This window comes from Alteribacillus bidgolensis, from assembly GCF_002886255.1.
Classification (GTDB): domain Bacteria; phylum Bacillota; class Bacilli; order Bacillales; family Marinococcaceae; genus Alteribacillus; species Alteribacillus bidgolensis.
The window spans coordinates 3,684,139-3,703,727 of record NZ_KZ614149.1; the positions used below are offsets into that span (position 1 = coordinate 3,684,139).

At 39.9% G+C, this 19,589-nt stretch carries 19 protein-coding genes and 1 pseudogene; 15 read left to right on the forward strand and 5 right to left on the reverse strand.

Translation table 11 applies throughout. The features are described from left to right. Positions 1 to 44: 44 nt before the first annotated feature. The 4 genes from CEF16_RS18300 (at position 45) to lpdA (ending at position 4,818) form a co-directional block, all read left to right on the forward strand. Complete coding sequence (locus CEF16_RS18300) at positions 45 to 1,043, forward strand: thiamine pyrophosphate-dependent dehydrogenase E1 component subunit alpha (RefSeq protein WP_091584528.1); 999 nt, start codon at positions 45 to 47, stop codon at positions 1,041 to 1,043. A 12-nt stretch (positions 1,044 to 1,055) separates the two neighbouring features. Then, positions 1,056 to 2,090, forward strand: a complete 1,035-nt coding sequence (locus CEF16_RS18305) for an alpha-ketoacid dehydrogenase subunit beta (protein ID WP_091584530.1) — start codon at positions 1,056 to 1,058, stop codon at positions 2,088 to 2,090. A 69-nt stretch (positions 2,091 to 2,159) separates the two neighbouring features. Further along, entirely contained in the window at positions 2,160 to 3,395 is a 1,236-nt protein-coding gene (locus tag CEF16_RS18310; RefSeq protein ID WP_091584532.1) for a dihydrolipoamide acetyltransferase family protein, read from the forward strand. 22 nt (positions 3,396 to 3,417) lie between these two features. Next, positions 3,418 to 4,818 (forward strand): dihydrolipoyl dehydrogenase, encoded by a 1,401-nt coding sequence (gene lpdA / locus CEF16_RS18315; RefSeq protein WP_091584534.1) that lies wholly within the window; start codon positions 3,418 to 3,420, stop codon positions 4,816 to 4,818. A gap of 112 nt (positions 4,819 to 4,930) precedes the next feature. Here the strand turns inward: lpdA and CEF16_RS23890 are convergent, their stop codons facing one another. Continuing rightward, positions 4,931 to 5,107 carry a hypothetical protein gene (locus tag CEF16_RS23890; protein WP_170032096.1) on the reverse strand — a complete coding sequence of 59 codons (177 nt, stop codon included), beginning with the start codon at positions 5,105 to 5,107 and terminating at the stop codon, positions 4,931 to 4,933. Between the two features lie 30 nt (positions 5,108 to 5,137). Beyond that, entirely contained in the window at positions 5,138 to 7,093 is a 1,956-nt protein-coding gene (locus CEF16_RS18320; RefSeq protein ID WP_091584536.1) for an aconitate hydratase, read from the reverse strand. Positions 7,094 to 7,389: 296 nt separating this feature from the next. Between CEF16_RS18320 and htpX the strand changes: the two genes are divergently transcribed. The 8 genes from htpX to qoxD all read left to right on the forward strand — a co-directional run bounded on the left by htpX (position 7,390) and on the right by qoxD (position 15,686). After that, a complete protein-coding gene (gene htpX / locus CEF16_RS18325; protein ID WP_091584538.1) occupies positions 7,390 to 8,283 on the forward strand; it encodes a protease HtpX in 894 nt (297 codons plus the stop codon). Between the two features lie 151 nt (positions 8,284 to 8,434). After that, positions 8,435 to 9,238, forward strand: coding sequence for a DUF2935 domain-containing protein (locus CEF16_RS18330; RefSeq protein ID WP_245917920.1), 804 nt, complete (start codon positions 8,435 to 8,437; stop codon positions 9,236 to 9,238). A gap of 209 nt (positions 9,239 to 9,447) precedes the next feature. Continuing rightward, a complete protein-coding gene (gene rarD / locus CEF16_RS18335) occupies positions 9,448 to 10,380 on the forward strand; it encodes an EamA family transporter RarD (protein ID WP_091584542.1) in 933 nt (310 codons plus the stop codon). Positions 10,381 to 10,456: 76 nt separating this feature from the next. After that, the gene (locus CEF16_RS18340) at positions 10,457 to 10,981 is read left to right on the forward strand and encodes an LURP-one-related/scramblase family protein (protein ID WP_091584544.1); all 525 of its coding nucleotides are present in this window, start codon (positions 10,457 to 10,459) and stop codon (positions 10,979 to 10,981) included. Positions 10,982 to 11,805: 824 nt separating this feature from the next. Beyond that, positions 11,806 to 12,732 (forward strand): cytochrome aa3 quinol oxidase subunit II, encoded by a 927-nt coding sequence (gene qoxA / locus CEF16_RS18345; protein ID WP_091584546.1) that lies wholly within the window; start codon positions 11,806 to 11,808, stop codon positions 12,730 to 12,732. 96 nt (positions 12,733 to 12,828) lie between these two features. Then, entirely contained in the window at positions 12,829 to 14,718 is a 1,890-nt protein-coding gene (gene qoxB / locus CEF16_RS18350; protein ID WP_091584825.1) for a cytochrome aa3 quinol oxidase subunit I, read from the forward strand. Beyond that, on the forward strand, positions 14,715 to 15,323 hold the full coding sequence (gene qoxC, locus CEF16_RS18355; RefSeq protein ID WP_091584548.1) for a cytochrome aa3 quinol oxidase subunit III: 609 nt from the start codon (positions 14,715 to 14,717) through the stop codon (positions 15,321 to 15,323). Before qoxB ends, qoxC begins: the two co-directional genes overlap by 4 nt. Continuing rightward, on the forward strand, positions 15,324 to 15,686 hold the full coding sequence (gene qoxD / locus CEF16_RS18360) for a cytochrome aa3 quinol oxidase subunit IV (protein WP_091584550.1): 363 nt from the start codon (positions 15,324 to 15,326) through the stop codon (positions 15,684 to 15,686). A gap of 39 nt (positions 15,687 to 15,725) precedes the next feature. On the opposite strand, the gene CEF16_RS18365 is transcribed toward qoxD, so the two are convergent. Beyond that, positions 15,726 to 16,025 (reverse strand): hypothetical protein, encoded by a 300-nt coding sequence (locus CEF16_RS18365; RefSeq protein ID WP_091584552.1) that lies wholly within the window; start codon positions 16,023 to 16,025, stop codon positions 15,726 to 15,728. Between the two features lie 287 nt (positions 16,026 to 16,312). Between CEF16_RS18365 and CEF16_RS24975 the strand changes: the two genes are divergently transcribed. The 3 genes and pseudogenes from CEF16_RS24975 to CEF16_RS18380 all read left to right on the forward strand — a co-directional run bounded on the left by CEF16_RS24975 (position 16,313) and on the right by CEF16_RS18380 (position 17,931). Further along, on the forward strand, positions 16,313 to 17,386 hold the full coding sequence (locus tag CEF16_RS24975; RefSeq protein WP_091584554.1) for a methyl-accepting chemotaxis protein: 1,074 nt from the start codon (positions 16,313 to 16,315) through the stop codon (positions 17,384 to 17,386). Then, a pseudogene (locus tag CEF16_RS25420) lies at positions 17,385 to 17,514 on the forward strand (methyl-accepting chemotaxis protein); the annotation flags it as partial. The gene CEF16_RS24975 and the pseudogene CEF16_RS25420, both read left to right, overlap by 2 nt. A gap of 60 nt (positions 17,515 to 17,574) precedes the next feature. Next, positions 17,575 to 17,931, forward strand: a complete 357-nt coding sequence (locus CEF16_RS18380; RefSeq protein WP_091584558.1) for a methyl-accepting chemotaxis protein — start codon at positions 17,575 to 17,577, stop codon at positions 17,929 to 17,931. A 75-nt stretch (positions 17,932 to 18,006) separates the two neighbouring features. Here the strand turns inward: CEF16_RS18380 and CEF16_RS18385 are convergent, their stop codons facing one another. Together CEF16_RS18385 and rpsN are read right to left on the reverse strand one after the other, a co-directional pair. After that, positions 18,007 to 18,807, reverse strand: coding sequence for an SDR family NAD(P)-dependent oxidoreductase (locus CEF16_RS18385; protein ID WP_091584560.1), 801 nt, complete (start codon positions 18,805 to 18,807; stop codon positions 18,007 to 18,009). A gap of 507 nt (positions 18,808 to 19,314) precedes the next feature. Next, a complete protein-coding gene (gene rpsN / locus CEF16_RS18390; RefSeq protein WP_091584562.1) occupies positions 19,315 to 19,584 on the reverse strand; it encodes a 30S ribosomal protein S14 in 270 nt (89 codons plus the stop codon). Positions 19,585 to 19,589: the final 5 nt, after the last annotated feature.

Consider the following 19,589-nt stretch of genomic DNA (forward strand, 5'->3'; position numbering starts at 1 on the left):
TTTGCAAATATTTATGTGTAGAAAATTTGAAGGAGGGTTTTTATATGGGTGTTTCTGAAGTCCAGCAAACGAACCTCACATCAGAAAAAGCAAAGTGGATGTATCAAAAAATGGCAGAAATTCGCAGATTTGAAGATCAGGTGCACGAAACGTTCAGTAAAGGAGTGCTGCCCGGTTTTGTCCATTTATATGCTGGAGAAGAAGCGGTGGCAGTTGGGGTATGTGCTCATCTCGATGATATAGACAGCATAACAAGCACGCATCGCGGGCATGGCCATTGTATTGCAAAAGGCTGTGATCTAAAAGGAATGATGGCAGAGTTATATGGCAAATCCACTGGATTGTGCCGAGGGAAAGGCGGGTCCATGCATATTGCGGACATCGAAAAAGGGATGCTTGGGGCAAACGGAATTGTCGGAGGAGGATTTCCACTTGCTACAGGTGCAGCGTTAACAGCAAAACTAAAAAAATCAGGTGCAGTAGCTGTTTGCTTTTTCGGAGACGGAGCCAATAATCACGGTACATTCCATGAGGGTATTAACATGGCTGCGATTTGGGATTTACCAGTGGTTTTTGTAGCCGAAAATAATGGGTACGCAGAAGCTACACCATTTGAATATGCTTCAAGCTGTGAAAATATTGCCGAACGTGCTGCTTCCTATGGGATTCCTGGAGAAACAGTAGATGGAAAAGATACTATGGCAGTGTATGAAGCCGCAGAAAGAGCAATCGAAAGAGCAAGAGCTGGGAAAGGTCCTTCCCTAATTGAATGTAAAACATACCGAAATTATGGGCATTTTGAAGGGGACGCTCAAACGTACAAACCCGAACCAGAAAAAAAGGAACATTTAACAGAGCTGGATGCAATTATACTTTTTCGTCAATTTGTACTTAAGAATGGATTGGCAAGTGAGGATGATCTTCATACAGTCGATGAAAATGTAAAAAAAGAAATAGAAGAGGCGGTTTCTTTTGCAGAAGAAAGTCCAATGCCGGAAGTGAAAGAACTGACAACAGATGTCTACGTTTCTTATAAAGAATAAGGAGGGGTAATAATGGGTAGAGTTATTACGTTTTCAGATGCATTAAATGAAGCAATGAAGCAAGCGATGCGTAAGAATGAGGATGTCATTTTATTAGGAGAAGATATAGCTGGCGGCGCTGAAGTAGATCATTTGCAGAACGAAGATGCTTGGGGCGGAGTAATGGGTGTAACAAAAGGACTTATTCAAGAGTTTGGAAAAGACAGGGTCTTGGATACTCCGATAGCAGAAGCAGGTTATGTAGGAGCTGCTGTTAGCGCCGCGGCAACGGGAATGCGTCCAATTGCAGAATTGATGTTTAACGACTTTATAGGAAGCTGTTTAGATGAAGTGATGAATCAAGGAGCGAAACTTCGTTACATGTTTGGCGGCAAAGCAAAAATCCCATTAACCATCCGTACGATGCACGGAGCTGGTTTTAGAGCGGCGGCCCAGCATTCACAAAGCTTATATGGATTGTTTACTGCAATCCCGGGTGTAAAAGTAGTGGTCCCATCTACTCCAGCTGATGCAAAAGGGATGTTGATCGCTGCCATTGAAGATGATGATTTAACTGTATTTTTTGAAGATAAAACTTTATATAACACGAAAGGAGAAGTAGAGGAAGAATACTACACTATTCCAATTGGAAAAGCAGATATTAAACGGCAAGGAGAAGATTTAACGATAGTAGCAATAGGTAAACAGGTTCATACGGCTCTAGATGCCGCTGATCAATTAGCTAAAAAAGGGATTGAAACGGAAGTGGTTGATCCACGCAGTCTATCCCCTCTTGATGAAGAAACGATTTTGCAATCAGTGATGAAAACGAGCAGACTTATCGTTATTGATGAAGCAAATCCAAGATGCAATGCAGCCACTGACATATCTGCCATGGTAGCTGACAAAGGTTTTGATTACCTCGATGCCCCTATTAAGATGATTACCGCTCCTCATTGCCCCGTTCCATTTTCTCCGGTCCTAGAAGATGTTTATCTGCCAACACCAGAGAAAGTGGTGGAAGTGGTATCTGAGTTAATTGATGATGACTCCAGCGTAGCAATGTAGAAAAGAAAGAGGACCTGTCTGGCACGGGAAAGACAAGTCCTCTACATATAAAAAGGAGGGTGAGACGGTATGGCTGAACAAATTGTGATGCCGAAATTCGGGATGAGTATGGAAGAAGGAACCGTAGTGGAATGGTTAAAAAGAAAAGATGAACCCGTAAAAAAAGGAGAACCAATTGTAACGATAAGTTCTGACAAAATAACAAATGAAGTAGAAGCGCCTGTTGAAGGTTATTTAATCAAAGTAACGGCGAAAGAAGATGAAGTGGTTAAAGTAGGGAAACCAGTAGGTTATATTGGGGAAAAAGGAGAAGCAGTAGAAAGCACAACATTGGAAAAGGATGTATCAGATAAAGGAAGCAACTCGTCTTCCCAATCCAGCTCTTCAACTGCTGTTAAAGCTCCGCCTTCTGTTCCTGCTGTGAAAAAAACCATTAAAATATCGCCCGCGGCCAAGAAACTAGCAAAAGCGAAAGGAATTCCAATAGAAAATGTAACTGGCACCGGGCCAAATGGACGAATTACAAAACAAGATATAGAAAAGCAGGCGGAGCACACTTCTGGTGAAAACGAAAAAGAAGAGATGATAAAAAACGATCTGTCTGTGAAAGAAGAGATGAACACACAGCCAGTAAAAGGTATGCGCAAAGTGATTGCTGAACGTATGCATAGCAGCCTTCAACAAAGCGCACAGCTTACGATTATGAAAAAAGCGGATATAACTGAACTTCTTCATCTCCAAAAACAAGTTCGTGAAGAGCTTAAAGAAAGCGGCGTTGAATCAAAACTAACTTTAACTGCTTTTGTTGCTAAGGCTGTAACGGAAGCATTAAAGAACCATCCTTTCATAAACAGCTCATTTGAGAACGAGACGATAACTTTATATAGCTCTATCCATTTAGGGATTGCTACTTCATTGGATGACGGGCTGGTTGTTCCAGTCCTTAAAAATGCAGATGAAAAATCTGTCGGTGATTTAAACCAATGCATCCAATTGTTGAGCAGTAAAGCTAGACAAGGGGAGTTGACAGCAGATGAAATGAAAGGATCTACATTCACTATTACAAACCTGGGAGCAGCCGGAGTAGAATTTTTTACTCCTATACTTAATCCGCCGGAAGCAGGAATTCTTGGTGTGGGGATGGCTCAAGAAGCAGCAAAGTTTGAAAATGGAACAGCTGTACCACGACAATATTTGCCACTCAGCCTTACATTTGATCACCGAGTAGTTGATGGAGAACCAGCGAGCCGCTTCTTAAATAATATAGCTTCCCTATTAGAGAAACCGTATCAGCTTTTACTATAGATAAAGTATAGGAGGGAAACCCGTGGGGACGGAAGACAGCGTAGAGACATTGGTAATAGGCGCCGGGCCAGGCGGTTATGTGGCAGCTATCAGGGCTGCCCAGCTTGGTCAAAAAGTTATGATTACAGATAAAAGTAAATTGGGCGGGGTTTGCTTGAATGCAGGCTGTATACCGTCAAAAGCATTAATAGAAGCAGGTCAAAAATACAAAATACCAGAAACCTCTCATACGATGGGGATTCGATTTAAAAAACCAGAGTTAAATGTTAAAGAATTACGTGGCTGGAAAAATAGTATTGTTAAGAGATTGACTGATGGAGTGAGCGGGCTTTTAAAAGCAAATAATGTAATGATAACTCCAGGAAAAGTTTCTTTTGTCAATGAAAATACGGTTCTTATAAAAAATGAACAGGGGCAATCAAAGGTTAAGTTTAATTCGTGTATTATTGCAACAGGTTCAAGGCCGGTAGAAATTCCAACGATTCCAAATGGAAAAAGGATAATCACTTCTGATAAAGCTCTAGATTTTAACGAGCTGCCCTCAAAAATGAACATTGTCGGTGGAGGCTATATTGGAATTGAGCTTGGTACAGTGTTTTCTAACTTTGGAGTGGAAGTAACCATTATCGAAGCAGGAGAAAGGATTCTTCCAGGTTTCTCTGAGGATATGGCAGCCCTTGTAAGTAAAAAGTTAATAGACCGTCCAAATGTAACAATAATGACAAATACTGCAGTCGAAAGTGCAATAGAAAATGATGAAGACGTTCAAGTTACAGTTTCTGCAAATGATACAACGCACGTATTAGATGGAGAGTATTTACTTGTCACGGTAGGAAGAAAGCCCAACAGTGATACACTAGAGTTACAAAATGCCGGTATTGAACGGGATAAAAAAGGCTTTATCCCTGTAAACCAACAATGCCAAACAAATCAAAAACATATTTTTGCTATCGGTGATCTAACTGAAGGTCCTGCTTTAGCTCATAAAGCTTCTCTTCAAGGAAAAATAGCTGTAGAAGCGATTAATGGAGAAATGAATGATTTTACGGATTATCATATCCCAGCCATCGTTTTTTCCGAGCCGCAATTAGCTGTAGTGGGTCTTACTGGACCGCAGGCAGAGGAGAAAGGGTATAATATTGAAACCGTCTCGTTTCCTTTTACAGCAAATGGAAGAGCAATGACCACAAAAGAAGAGGAAGGCTTTACACGTTTAATAATTGATAAGGAGGACGGCACGCTTCTTGGAGCTGAAACAGCTGGTCCTAATGCTTCTGAGTTAATAAATAAACTAACCGTCAGTATTCAGGCTGGATTGACTGCTGAAGATTTATCGCTTACTGTTCATGCTCATCCTACTCTTGGAGAGACTATAATGGAGGCGGGAGATAAAGCTCTTGGGACACCCGTTCATATTATATAATGCAATCTTTCACGTTGCAGCTGGATGAAGTGATCGGCTGCATGTAGAAAAGAAATTATAAAATGGATAAAACAGTAAAAAAACGTCGCAGCTTTTTTAGCTGCGACACTTTTTACTCCAGCGTTCGGTTGTTTTCATCTACTTCAAATGTCGTTTCCGGCTCCGGATTTTCTCCTGCTTGTAAAATGCCGTCTCCTCCACAAACACTGCATGAATACTTCCATTGTTCATCGTCCATCAAAAGGCCTGTGCCATCACATGCTTTACATACACTTTGGTTTAAATCCATTGCTGTTCGCTCCTTTAAGGGAGTACTAACCTATGCATTTCTTATTTGCTTGTCTTTGACCCAATTAATAAGTCCTCCTGTTAACATGATTTCCACTTGACGGTCAGATAATGCATGGAGCATCTTGATTTCTTTATTTTTATCTTTGAGAGAAGCTTTAAGCTCATTTCCTTTTTTGATATTTTCTCTTAAGTTTTTCATTACAATAATGTCTCCCGGGTCAAACTGGTTATAATCATCTTCATTTGCAAATGTCAGTGGAAGAATACCGAAATTTACAAGGTTTTGCCAGTGAATTCGTGCAAAGTCTTTAACAAAAACAACACGAAGACCTAAATAACGCGGGGCCAGGGCAGCATGTTCACGGCTTGATCCTTGGCCGTAGTTGGATCCTCCTACAATAGCATGGCCGGATTTTTCTTTTAGGCTCAGGGAACGGTTGTAATAATCTTCGTCTAAAATTTCGAAGGCAAACTTGCTGATTTCAGGTAAATTGCTTCGGTACGGTAGAACTCTGGCTCCGCCAGCTAAAATTTCATCAGTAGAGAAGTTGTCTCCTACTTTTAAAAGAACGGGAACTTCTATCTCATCTGGGAGCGGTTCCATATCAGGAAGAGAAGCAATATTGGGTCCTTTATGCAATTCTGTTTTTTTCGCTTCCTCTAAAGGCAGCGGTTCTTCAAGCAGACGGAAATCAACGGTTGGTTTATCAGGGTCTTTCACATCTGGATATTTCATATCAAGCGTACGCGGATCCGTGATTTTTCCTTTTAAAGCAGATGCGGCGGCTACCTCAGGACTGCAAAGAAACACACTGTCTTCTCTTGTACCGGAGCGCCCTGGAAAGTTACGAGGTGTCGTACGTAAACTATTTCTTCCTGTAGCTGGTGCCTGCCCCATTCCTATACAGCCGTTACAGCCCGCCTGATGAAGTCTGGCACCAGAAGATAACAGGCTGGCAATATGTCCATTTTCTACTAGGTCTGTAAGCATTTGTCTAGATGTAGGGTTAATATCAAATGACACGCCGCTTGCGATTTGCTGTCCTTTTACGATTTCTGCTGCGACAGCGAAATCACGGTAACCTGGGTTAGCAGAAGATCCAACATAAGATTGGTAAATGTCTTCTCCAGCTACCTCATCAATCGCTACTACATTTCCTGGGCTGGAAGGTTTAGCAATGAGCGGAACCAGTTCAGAAAGATTAACCTCTTCATTAATATCATAGGAAGCGTCTTTGTCAGCAGTTATTTCATACCAGTCATCTTCTCGGCCTTGGCTTTTGAGGAAACGTTTAATTTCCTGATCGGAAGGAAATACACTCGCAGTGGCACCTAGTTCTGCGCCCATGTTCGCAATGACATGACGGTCCATAGCGCTTAATTCTTCTAAGCCTGGTCCATAGTATTCCATGACCTTTCCTACACCACCTTTTACATCATGGCGGCGGAGCAATTCTAAAATGATATCTTTAGCGCTTACCCAATCTGGAAGTTTTCCTGTGAGTTTTATCCCCCATATTTGCGGCATTTTTACATAGAATGGTTCTCCGGCTATAGCCATTGCCACATCAATACCTCCTGCACCCATTGCAAGCATTCCCATGCAGCCGTTCGCGCAAGTATGACTATCAGAGCCAAGCAGTGTTCTTCCTGGCTTGGCGAGCCTTTGCATATGGACAGGATGACTGACGCCGTTACCCGGCCGGCTGAAATGAAGACCAAACCGTTTAGCGGCGCTTTCTAAAAACAAATGATCATCAGGGTTTTTGCTGTCTTCTTGAATGACATTGTGATCGACATATTGAGCGGAAGCTTCTGTTTTAGCCCGTTCAATTTCCATCGCTTCAAGTTCAAGCATTACCATAGTCCCTGTGGCATCTTGCGTTAGTGTTTGATCAATAGAAAGTCCAATTTCTTCTCCAGGTGTCAATTTGCCAGAAACTAAATGTTCATTAATGAGTTTTTGAGATACATTTAAAGCCATGAAGTGATCCCCCTTTTATGAGATTAGCAAAACTTGGCTTACCGCCAAGTCTAAATGGCGGAAGTCGTAGTTTTGTTTATACTTTGCTCCTTTAAAAACTTTAAATTTACCTAAAGTATAAAAAACACATACCAATTTATTTAACTTATTCCTTTTGCAAGGATAGAATAAACAAAGAAATGGTTTCACAAGTAAATCGTAAATAAAAATGTTACAATAAAATCATGAAACGTTGTCTTTATTAATACGTACAAACATAGAGATTTAATACAAATAAGAAAATGGAGGAAATCAAAGTGGGCAGAAGAATTTTACTATTTATCTTAACCAACATTCTCGTTATTACTACAATTACGATTGTGTTTACGCTCTTACGTATGGCTGGTGTAGATATTTCTACGTACACAGCTGACGGCGGCATAAATTATCTGGCTCTTTTTATCATTAGTGCAGTGATTGGTTTCTCGGGTTCCTTTATATCACTGGCTTTGTCAAGATTCATGGCTAAAAAAATGATGGGTGTCCGCGTCATTGATCCGGGCAATAGTACAGGAGCAGAACGCCAGCTTGTCGAAAAAGTTCACCGTCTCTCTAGAAATGCTGGTCTGATGTACATGCCGGAAGTAGGTATTTATAACTCAAGAGAAGTAAATGCTTTTGCAACCGGTCCGTCTAAAAAGCGTTCCTTAGTAGCTGTGTCCACCGGCTTACTAAATTCAATGGACGAAGATGCGGTTGAAGGTGTACTAGCTCATGAAGTTGCTCACGTTTCTAATGGTGATATGGTTACCATGACGCTTCTGCAAGGTGTAGTAAATACTTTTGTCGTTTTCTTTGCACGTATTGCTGCAGCGATCGTTTCCCGCTTTGTGCAAAATGATGCAATGCGAGTATTTGTACACTTTGGCGCTATTATTGTGTTCCAAATTTTGTTTTCTATTCTTGGAAGCATAGCAGTTATGGGATTCTCCAGATATAGAGAATACCACGCTGACCGCGGCGGGGCAGATCTTGCTGGTAAAGATAAAATGACACATGCCTTACAGTCTCTTAAAGCACATGTAAATAAGGTTGATAATAGCCAGACTTCCATGCAGACATTAAAAATAAACAATAAATCTTCTATGGCTATGTTATTTTCATCTCATCCGCCGTTAGAAGAACGTATTCGACGTTTGCAGGAAAGATAATATATAGGGGGATCTCTCGTAAGTCGGCAATAACCGATTTTAGGGAATCCCTTTTTTCATTAAAACGGTGTTAAATTTGCCCTTTATGTTCTTTGTACAGGCTCATCCTTCATATTTTAAAGGGGACTATGAATATGAAGGAGGGCCTTCATTGAAAAATAATTGGGAAAGGGCGGCTCGGGAAGAACACTTATTTTGGCTTCAGATCCTTGGTGACCATGCTCGTTTCATCCACGATACACTAGCGCCTTCAGAAACAGATTATATTGCAGCAGCACAAGGGTATGCCGACTTATTTGATCAGCTGTTAGAAAGAGTCAGGAATGGTGGAAACTCTTTAGAAGAATTAACAGTTCGTGCAGAGCAGGCAGCAAAAGATATTCGGTTTTTAAAACTGCAAATTATCCGAACACAATTGACCGGCAGAATTAAAATTGAACTGACTCCTACATTTATTAATCACATGGTAAATGAAGTGGAAGAGTATTTACGTATTCTCGCTTTTTTAATAAGAAAAGAAGTGCCACCTGTTTGCCACCCGCTTCACCATCATCTTATCTGGCTTATTGATGCAGCTGGGCATGCCGGGGCAATTACAGATTCGCTGGATAAAGTGGAAACCGCATTAAAAGAACGCTCGAAGATGTTTGAAAAAGATTTTGATCACTTTTATTTAAAAGCAGTGGAAATGGCAGGATATTTGCGTTCCAACGTAGATAACTTCCCGGCTCTGCAACGTATGAATCATCAAGTAAGTTTAGAACTCCATATTTTCAGCTGCTTTTTAAATGAATTGGAAGAAATGGGATTGACCAGGGAAATGCTGGGAACTCTGACTCCTCTGATGGCAGATCATATGGCCAGGGAAGAATGCTACTATTTAATGAAGGTAGCTGAATCTGCACATTTACAAGAACCAGATTGTGATCCGGCAAAACCAAGAGTAGAATCATAAATATTTTTTCTCCCTTTTTAGGGAGATTTTTTTGTACTTTAGGAACGTTTAACTTTGTTAAAGGAACAAAGTATAAGCAAAACTACGACTTCCGCCATTTGGACTTGGCGGTAAGCTGAGTTTTTCTAATTCTCATCTGGAAATTGTTTTACCTTTGGAGTAAAATGTAGGCACTCGAAATAAAAATATAGCACGAATGAGGGAGAATGATGGAGGAGAAACAACAGGCATGGGGAGTCGCTGCAGCAAGTCTTGCCTACTTGTTCTGGGGCTTCCTCCCTTTGTATTGGAAACTGGTAGGTCATGTTCCACCAGAAGAGGTTCTGGCCCACAGAATAATATGGTCCGTAGGATTTATGGTAATTGTTTTATTTCTGTTGGGACGTTTGCAAGGAGTTTGGAAAGAAATAAAGGCAACCTTTTCTTCAAAAAAGTCAAGCCTTGCTATAACACTAGCAGCGATACTTATCAGCTTAAATTGGTTTATTTTTATATTTGCGGTTAACAGTGACCGTGTGATCGAAGTTAGTCTAGGTTATTATATTAATCCTCTTATTAATGTACTGCTTGGCACCCTCTTTTTAAAAGAAAAATTATCAAAAGCTGAAGGGGCAGCATTTCTGTTAGCGGCAGCCGGGGTTTTATTATTAACATTTTATTATGGCTACATTCCTTGGGCGGCGCTAAGTCTTGCTTTATTGTTTGGGATGTATGGTTTAATTAAAAAGACTGCTGCTGTGGGGGCATGGGCTGGATTAACGATTGAAACGCTCCTTATGACGCCGTTTGCATTATTATTTTTGTTTTTTATAAGAAATGGAGAAACCCCATTTTTTTATGGCAGCTTGGAAACGGCTTTATTGTTAATAGGAGCTGGAGCAGCAACGGCTATTCCATTACTGTTATTTGCAGCAGGGGCGAAGCATATTTCTTTTTCTTTAATAGGTTTTCTTCAATATTTTGCTCCAACCATTATGCTCATATTAGGGGTCTTTCTTTTTCATGAACCATTTAGCCGTCAACAGTTGATTTCCTTTATTATTGTCTGGATCGGCCTTATTATCTTTACCGTCTCGCGCTCGAATACGACATTGCGAAATCGAAAAGAAAAGCTTGCCGATCAAAAAGCAGGTGCTGGTTAATAAGGTGAAATGTTTGAAACGGTAAGGTTTCTTTCCTCGTAGAGATAACAAATAGAATAAAGAGGAGGGAACCTGCATGCAAGCAGCTGATGAAATATATTTCTCTGATAATTTTTTCTCTGCTGGCATCACAGATATTTTTGATAAAAACGAATATAAAATTGGACAGCTTGATTTAAAAAGTGCGTTTACTTCAAGTGTTGATGTAATAGATCCAAGTGGAAGTATTCGTTTACATGCTGCATTTCCTTTGTTTTCACGTCGCTGGGTCCTAAAAAATAAAGAAGATGAACGGATTGGGGATCTGAGCAGCACTTTTTCCTTTTTTGCAAAAAGATTTAAATATGATGCGGTAGGACGCGGCGTTTACCGTGTGGAATCGGAAGCTTTTTCTCATGAATTTACAATGACAGAAGAAAGGGGAAATAATAAAATAGCTGTTTTTGAAAAAATTAGCGGTTTTATGGGAGCTCCAGCTTATAAATTAGTCAATTATTCAGAGGTATTAAGCAATGATGAACTCATTGCTGTAGTTATGGGAGTACGAATGATACTTAAAAAACGACGAAATAATAACGCTGTCCCTCCTCCCGGTCAGTAATAATGTTTATGTACTGCTGTCCCTTGAGTAAGTCAGGGGATGGCTTTTTTGAATCTGGTTTTTCAGACAACCTGCTTCAGTCTGTGCAAATGAGGCTATAGCATAAACAAAAAGTCATAAGTGTATAAAAATGGTTCAAAAATACACCAATCTAACAAATATCTTCTCGCATGTAATTCAAATGTCAAATACTTCTATTCAAAAAAGTCGGACAGGCCCAAAAGATATTCATAAAAGATAAAAATATAATCATTAAACAGAAAAAGCAGTACATAAAAGCTTCTAATCAAAGCAATTTCCCCAAATCAAGAACAATCCCACCCCTATTACTCAGCATAGGTAAATGTGACTTCCTCTTTCAAGGCGCTTGCGCTTTTGTTATGAGATAGGAAAGTATAAAATTTTGCACTTTGCTGTCTAGCTTCAGCGCCAGCCTCTCGGAGGCCCGTGGCGATTTAAGAAACGTTTGCTAAAATCGCGAACATCGTGTTCGAACCGCAAAAGTCAGTACATCCTTAGGAACCTTCTGCTAAAAACGCACACGTCCTGTGTGCAACGCAGAAGTCACCACATCCAGTGGAAGTAAGAGCGCCTTAACGGCCTGGAGAACATTTACCTGTCAAGGCTGATAAGGGCGCTTGGACTTTTCTTATGAAAACGAAATCTTTGAAGGTTTTATGAATAATTTGTGTTCATTTTGAAACATTTCCGTGAGCGTTATATGAAAAGTGACTGTCCAACCCCTGTTTACCAAGTCAATTTGCTACGATATTCGTAAAGATAGAAGTGTGATAAAAATCACCTGGGAAGGAGTGTGTCATAGGGTGAAAAACATATTACGAGTGAAGCGCTGGGCAATACTGCCTGCTTTTACTCTTTTGTTATTAGTAAGCGGCTGTGCTGAATTAACCGTTTTAGATCCAAAAGGGCCGGTAGGGGAAAGCCAAAAAGAACTAATTGTTTTTTCCATCATTCTCATGTTGTTAATAGTAGCAGTAGTTTTTATTGCGTTTACCTATATGATTGTTAAGTATAGAGAGCGGCCTGGACGTGATGAAAAGGATTATGATCCTGATCATCATGGAAATACAAAACTAGAAATTGTATGGACAGTGATTCCATTAATTATTGTTACTGCATTATCGATTCCTACAGTGACGACAATCTATGAATTGGAAGAACCACCTGAAAGTTCAAGTGATAAAGATCCGCTTGTTGTATACGCAACGGCAGCTGATTGGAAATGGTTTTTCAGCTATCCAGAAGAAGGTATTGAAACGGTGAACTATCTTCATATTCCTACTGATCGAGCGGTAGAATTCCGTCTGTCTTCTGCTGATTCTATGGCTTCTATTTGGATACCTGCTCTTGGGGGACAGAAATATAACATGGCAGGAATGGAAAATACCTTGTACCTTCAAGCGGATGAAGAAGGAACATATCAAGGCAGGAACTCTAATTATAACGGTTCAGGTTTTGCGGAGCAGACGTTTGAGGTACACGCTGAAAGTGAGGAAGACTTTGAGAGCTGGGCAGAAGAAGTGCAGAATGAAGCACCGCAATTAACTCAAGAAGAATATGATTCTCTTCTTACTCCTGGACTATTAGAAGAAATGGAGTTCTCTTCGACTCATCTGGATTACGTGGATCATGGAACAAATGAGGGACGCGACTATTTAATAGAACGACATAAAGGTGCTTTTGAAGAGCCTTTGCATCTTAAAGGCGGAAGAGGTGTCGAGGATGAATAACCTGGGCATTGTGAAAGTTGGTGAGATAACGTGGAATTTATAGATTTTTTGTTAGAAGATTTCTTTGTGACCGGTCAGCCATTAATATATGGGGCAATGGTTTCTATTGTTCTAGTATCTATTGCGATAGTATTTGTTTTAACCTATTTTAAAAAGTGGGGATGGCTTTGGCGTGAATGGATAACAACCGTTGATCATAAAAAAATTGGGATTATGTATATCATTGCAGCTTTAGCAATGCTTTTCCGAGGCGGGGTAGACGCACTTTTAATGAGAACACAGCTGACGCTCCCTGGAATGGAGTTTCTCGATTCGCAGCACTATAACGAAATTTTCACGACACACGGTACTATAATGATAATTTTTATGGCGATGCCGTTTTTAATTGGGCTGATGAACTATATTGTTCCATTGCAAATTGGAGCAAGGGATGTAGCTTTTCCATTTTTAAACGCCCTTAGTTTCTGGTCTTTTGCTTTTGGAGCAATGATATTTAATCTCTCTTTTGTCATCGGAGGTTCTCCCGATGCAGGGTGGACCAGCTATACGCCTATGGCAGGAGCAGCTCTGAATCCTGGGCCAGCTCAAAACTATTATTTAATAGGTTTGCAGGTTGCAGGGATAGGAACGTTAGCAACTGGTATTAACTTTATGGTCACGATTTTAAAAATGCGTGCACCAGGTATGAACATGATGAGACTTCCTATTTTTACATGGTCTACGTTTATTACATCTTTTATTATCGTGTTTGCATTTCCTATCTTAACTGTAGCGCTTGCACTCATGACGATTGACCGTATATTTGGGTCTCATTTCTTTACTTTGACAGGTGAAGGAATGCCAATGATGTGGGCTAACCTCTTTTGGCTTTGGGGCCACCCGGAAGTATACATTGTAATTCTTCCAGCATTCGGTATATTTTCTGAGGTGATTTCTACATTTGCCCGTAAGCAGTTATTTGGTTACAAGGCAATGGTATATTCCATGGTTGTTATCGCAGGTCTCAGTTTTATTGTTTGGGTCCACCATTTCTTTACAATGGGTGCAGGAGGCGGAGTGAACTCATTTTTCTCCATCACTACCATGCTTATTGCTGTACCTACTGGTGTTAAGATATTCAACTGGCTCGGTACGATGTATAAAGGACGCATACGATTTGATACGCCGATGCTTTGGTCGCTTGCGTTTATACCTTGTTTTGTTATTGGCGGTGTAACAGGCGTAATGCTGGCTATGGCAGCGGCAGACTATCAATACCATAATACGTACTTCTTAGTCGCACACTTCCATTACGTATTAATTGCAGGAACAGTATTTGGATGTTTTGCAGGGCTGACTTTCTGGTATCCAAAAATGTTTGGCCACAAAATGAATGAGAAACTGGGTAAAATAAGCTTTTGGCTCTTTGTTATCGGGTTTAATGTATGTTTCTTCCCAATGTATTTCCTTGGATTTGCAGGAATGCCAAGACGTACGTATACCATTGAACCAGAGTGGATGCCATTAAACGTAACCGCATCTATTGGCGCAGTTCTTATGGCTATTGGTTTTGCCGTATTCGTTTATAATATTTATTACAGTTTCCGCTACAGCAAACGAGAAACCCATGGAGATACATGGGACGGCAGAGCGCTGGAATGGGCTACTACGACACCTGTCCCATTTTATAACTTTGCGACCGTACCTAAAGTAGAAGGACCGGAAGCTTATTGGATATTAAAAGAAAAAGGCGGGACCACTTATGAAAAAGACAAAGTAGAGCCTATTCATATGCCGAGCGATTCGGGCATCCCGTTTATCATGATGGCATTTATGTTCGTTGCAAGCTTTGGTTTGATTTGGGAATGGATGTGGATGGCCATTCCAGGCATAATTGGAGTTCTTGTTTGTATGGTTATCCGATCCTTTGATTATGATGATGGTTTTTACGTATCGGTTAAAGAAATTAAAAGAATAGAAGAGAAGGCAAGGGAGGGAGAACAATGAGTGCACACACAGATTTAAATACTGGACCTCTGGAATATCGGTCGCATGAAGGGCGCATGACTATTTTAGGGTTTTGGATTTTTCTTGGAGCAGAAGTAGTATTGTTCTCTACTCTTTTTGCTACTTACGCTGTGTTATTCGGAAAAACAGCTGATGCTCCTGTTCCGGCAGAGCTGTTTGAACTGCCAATGGTTTTAATTATGACCTTTTTGCTTTTAACAAGCAGTTTCACATGCGGTATAGCTATTCATCATATGAGACGCGGATCTTTAAAAGGGCTGTTTGTCTGGCTTGGCATAACATTAGCTCTTGGACTCGGGTTTCTTGGATTTGAAATATATGAATTTGTTCATTATGCGCATGAAGGTGCATCACTTCCATCAAGCGCTTTCTGGTCTGCCTTTTTTGTATTAACCGGAACACATGGTTTACACGTGCTTTTAGGGATCGGCTGGGCTGTTCTTATTTTAATTCAGCTTCGTCAGCGCGGCCTTACGCCGGTAACGTCCAGAAAAGTATTTGTTGTTGGGTTATACTGGCATTTTCTTGATGTAATTTGGATCTTTATTTTTACAAGTGTTTATCTGATTGGGATGGTGGTATAAATGAGTGAACTTACCAAACGCTTCCCTAAACAGCATATTATTGGATTTGCAGCTTCTATTATTTTAACAGTAGCAGCCGCATGGGCAGCTGTTAGTTCTGATCTTCCAACACCATGGGTCATCACTTCAATTATGGTGTTGGCTGTTATTCAGGCAGGTATCCAGCTTTTTATGTTCATGCATATGACAGAAAGCGATGGCATTATACAGACCGGCAATATGCTTCATGGTTTCTTTATTGCTGCAGTTATAGTGGCAGGGTCTATTTGGACGATGTCATTTGGTTTTACCCATGATCATGATGACGGCGGTAATAGTGGCAATAATACTGAAACAGAACAACACGAGCATATGGGTCATTAAAAAAATCCCCGTGTAGGCTAAGCTTCACGGGGATTTTTCCTATTTCATTTGAGAACGCAGCTCAGATCGGAAGGAAGGTAATTTTTTCGTATCTAGTTCTTTAAAGAAATTAATCAAAAGCATAATAAGCGCAACATCTGCTAGTAGTAAACTTCCGTAAAAAGCTATAATAGAAGTAGGAGCATTAAGCACGGTAATAGAGGTGAAATGGCTAAGAAAGTAATCCCACATTCCGAGCATCAGCGCTCCTTGTAAAATGGCAAGGCCCCACATGCGGCGGCGAGCAAAAAATAATGGACTTACCGTAGCAAACAACATAAAAATCAATAAAATATCCATTTTTTAACACCTCTTTAAAAGTAAACGGTTTCAATAGTTTGTTGCTATTATTGTAACAAATCATTCACAAAAAAGACATAAATAATTCAATAAATAAACAAATCTTTTTTAGACGAAAAGCAGGGTAAGATGATATGCAGTGGAAAGGAATACAGTGTTTTAAAACAACTAGATACCTAATTTGCACTCCCTATACAAGACTTTTGTCTGAAATTATCTGTGACAAATATACTAATAAATGCTAGAATTTTTTCTATATGAATTATTAATTAGGAGGTGCTTACTTCATGTCATCTCTGAAATCAAGAGCGGCAGCAAATCTACAGAAAAAAGCCGAAAATAGGGCAAAAGAATTAAGAGACTTGATTGAAACAGGAAAGCTTAAAGAAAACCCAGGAGTAGTTAGAGAAAAGTTAGATGAATTTTTAGAGGATGACGAATATTTGCTTATCGTAGACAAAAATGGATGGAGTCATTTACATACGAATCGATTGCGAGAGGGTCACACTTTTAATGATGAAGTTGGTTTGAAAGCAGCACGAACTACAGAAGCTTTACTTCAATTATATCCCCGAAACACTGGAGAATTACTAATTGATGCGTCTTGTCCAATCGGCTCAAGCCCTGATGGGGAGTCATTTAATTTAAGAGTTGGAAGAGTGGCACATAAAAAACTGCTCGGTCCTGTTATATTCAGTTTAGCCTTTCTGCCTGTTCTTTTGTTTTTTTCGCTGCAAATTCTTTTATCCGGATCTAATGCATTGTGGTGGGCAGGTCTGATTACTATTATTCTTGCAGGAGGATTAGGGTTTTATTTCCACCGAATTCTCACATCTTCCCTACGACAGTGGTATACCGTTACAAGGGCAACATCAGCTGGAAAATTAAACGAACAGGTAAAAAATCAATCAAGAAGTGAATTTCATCAAATTGGCTTTGAGATTAACAAAATGGTAATCGGTATAAGAAATATGATAAAAGAAATTGATCATGCTGCACATTCTGTCAAAGAAATTAGTAATACACAAGAAAAAGAAACGATGGAACTTTCAGCAGGGTTTGAACAAACGGCCTCTGGGATGCAGGAATTTCAAGCTGGAGCGGAAAATCAAATGTCTTCCCTTCAAACAGCCCAAATTACCATGCAGGAAATGATGGGAAACATCACCAATATGAAAAACGGAATTCTTGAAGCAGTAGATCAATCGGAGGAATCAAGCAGGGAAGCAGAGAAAGGCAAATTTGCAGTTGATTCCTCAGAAGAAAAAATGAACCACATTCAAGAAACAGTAGAAAATTCAACAATAAAAATTAAATTTGTTACTGCAGATGCGGATGAAATGATAAAAAAAGTGTCTTAATATTACAGATATTGCGGAACAAACCAACTTACTTGCTTTAAATGCGTCTATTGAAGCGGCTAGAGCAGGGGAGACAGGAAAGGGATTTGCAGTTGTAGCTTCGGAAGTAAGAAAATTGGCGGAAGATACTAATACATTTGCCAATGATATTTTGAAAACGCTGACAAATACTAGAGAAGAGCTTGGAAGTGCCGTTTCGCAATGATAGTGCAGACGTTATTGCAGAAGGTGTAACTATAGTACAGCAAGCTGGAGATTCCATTAGAAAACTATATGATTCTGCTGCTAACACAAGGACAGCAGTACAGGACAATATGAAAATTGCAGACAAATTAATGACAAATGGAGAAGAAGTAAGTGGTATTATGGCGGATATAAATAAAATTGCAGAAGAGTTTACAGATACAGTCACACAAAATGTAAGCAGTATGGAGCAACAAGTTGCAGGTGTACAGCAAATTACGTCTGATGCTGCTAAGCTATCACAAGAAGCTAATCAATTAAACAAAATTGTAAGCCGTTTTCATTTAGATAAAGAAGAATAATTTGACTTAAAAAGAAGCCTCCATTCATGTAGTGGAGGCTGTAATGATGTAATACTCACTGTGCAGTACATCTTATTATCTTAAAACATTTCCCCCGGAGATTTTTACGGATTCACCTACAATATTTGAAGCAGCGTCAGTTAATAAGTAAGCAATAGTATGAGCAACTTCTTTTGGATCGGTTAATCGTCCGGATGGAATGCTGTTTTTGGAGATTTCGAGCTGGTCTTCAAATGAACGGTTCTCTCGGATTGCTTTATTTTTTATAGCGGCTTGCCCCATCTCCGTTTCAACATAACCAGGACATACAGCATTGACACGAACGCCATGAGTAATGGCTTCGACTGCCATGGAGTGAGTGAAGCCAATCAAGGCGAATTTTGATGCAGCATATGCTGTATTTCCACGGGTTCCCCGTAAACCTGATAAGGAGGAAACATTAACAATAGCTCCTTCTTTCTTTTCTCTCATCTTTTCATAAACGAGCTGACTAAGTAAAACAGCAGATGTGTAATTTATATGCATAATGTTCTCCATTTCCTGTTGGGTGAGGTTTTCAACGGTACCACCGCCAATCACCCCTGCAGAATTTACCAATAATGAAATAAAACCGTTAGCGTCACAAGCAGTCTCAACAAGTTTTTTTCTATCGTTTTCATTTCCAATATCTGCAGCAAACGGAAACATGCGGGCATCGGGAACGTTTTTTTCTACGTCGTTTTTTAATTGCTTTAACTTTTCTTCTCTACGACCAGTGATAGTAACAGAAGCTCCCATCGAAGCGAGCACCACCGCAGTTTCATATCCAATGCCGCCTGTTGCTCCTGTGATTAGTGCATGTTTTCCTTTTAAAGCATCGTTTGCAAATACGGGCATAACATTAACTCCCTTCCGCTTTTTAATTTATGTTTTAGGAAAGTAACAAATGACTAAGATCTTGCCATTTGGAGTTAGCAAAAAGCCAAGTTTTTCTCATTATTTAAGAATGTTTAATTTTTACAGGATTAAAGTATATGTAAAACTACGGCTTTCAACATAAGGAGTCGGTGGTCTTCTAATAAAAAGTTAATATAATAAATGCGAAAAGTAAAACAGCAAGGAACATTATGAGAACGTTTATCAGCTTAATAAACAAAATATTCCATTTATCTGGCGTTAGTTTTTAATAAAACAATATAAAAGCTCAGCTTTTAGAAAATTCGATAAATGGCGAGCCTGCCATACTATCTTTATGTATAGTAATAGTATAATAACGCCACATCCCGTGGCAAGGCTGGTATTCTTACCCCTGGCGTCTTTTTTTCATACGGTTTACCAAAAATTATATTTCCCTAACAGTACTAAAAAAGACATGGGGTTATTATCTCTATGTCTTCAAATATTCTACCAGCTGGCCTTTTTGACTCCTGGAACTTGTCCTTTATGAGCAAGCTCACGAAATGCTATACGAGAAAGGTTAAACGTGCGCATATAACCACGTGGTCTTCCAGTCAATCCGCAGCGGTTATGAAGACGGGTTGGAGAAGAGTCGCGTGGAAGCTTGCGAAAAGCTTCATAGTCGCCTTTTTCTTTCAACTCCCTGCGCAGATCAGCGTATTTTTCAACTAGTTCTTGCCGTTTTTGTTCTTTGGCTACTTTTGCTGCCCGTGCCAATATAA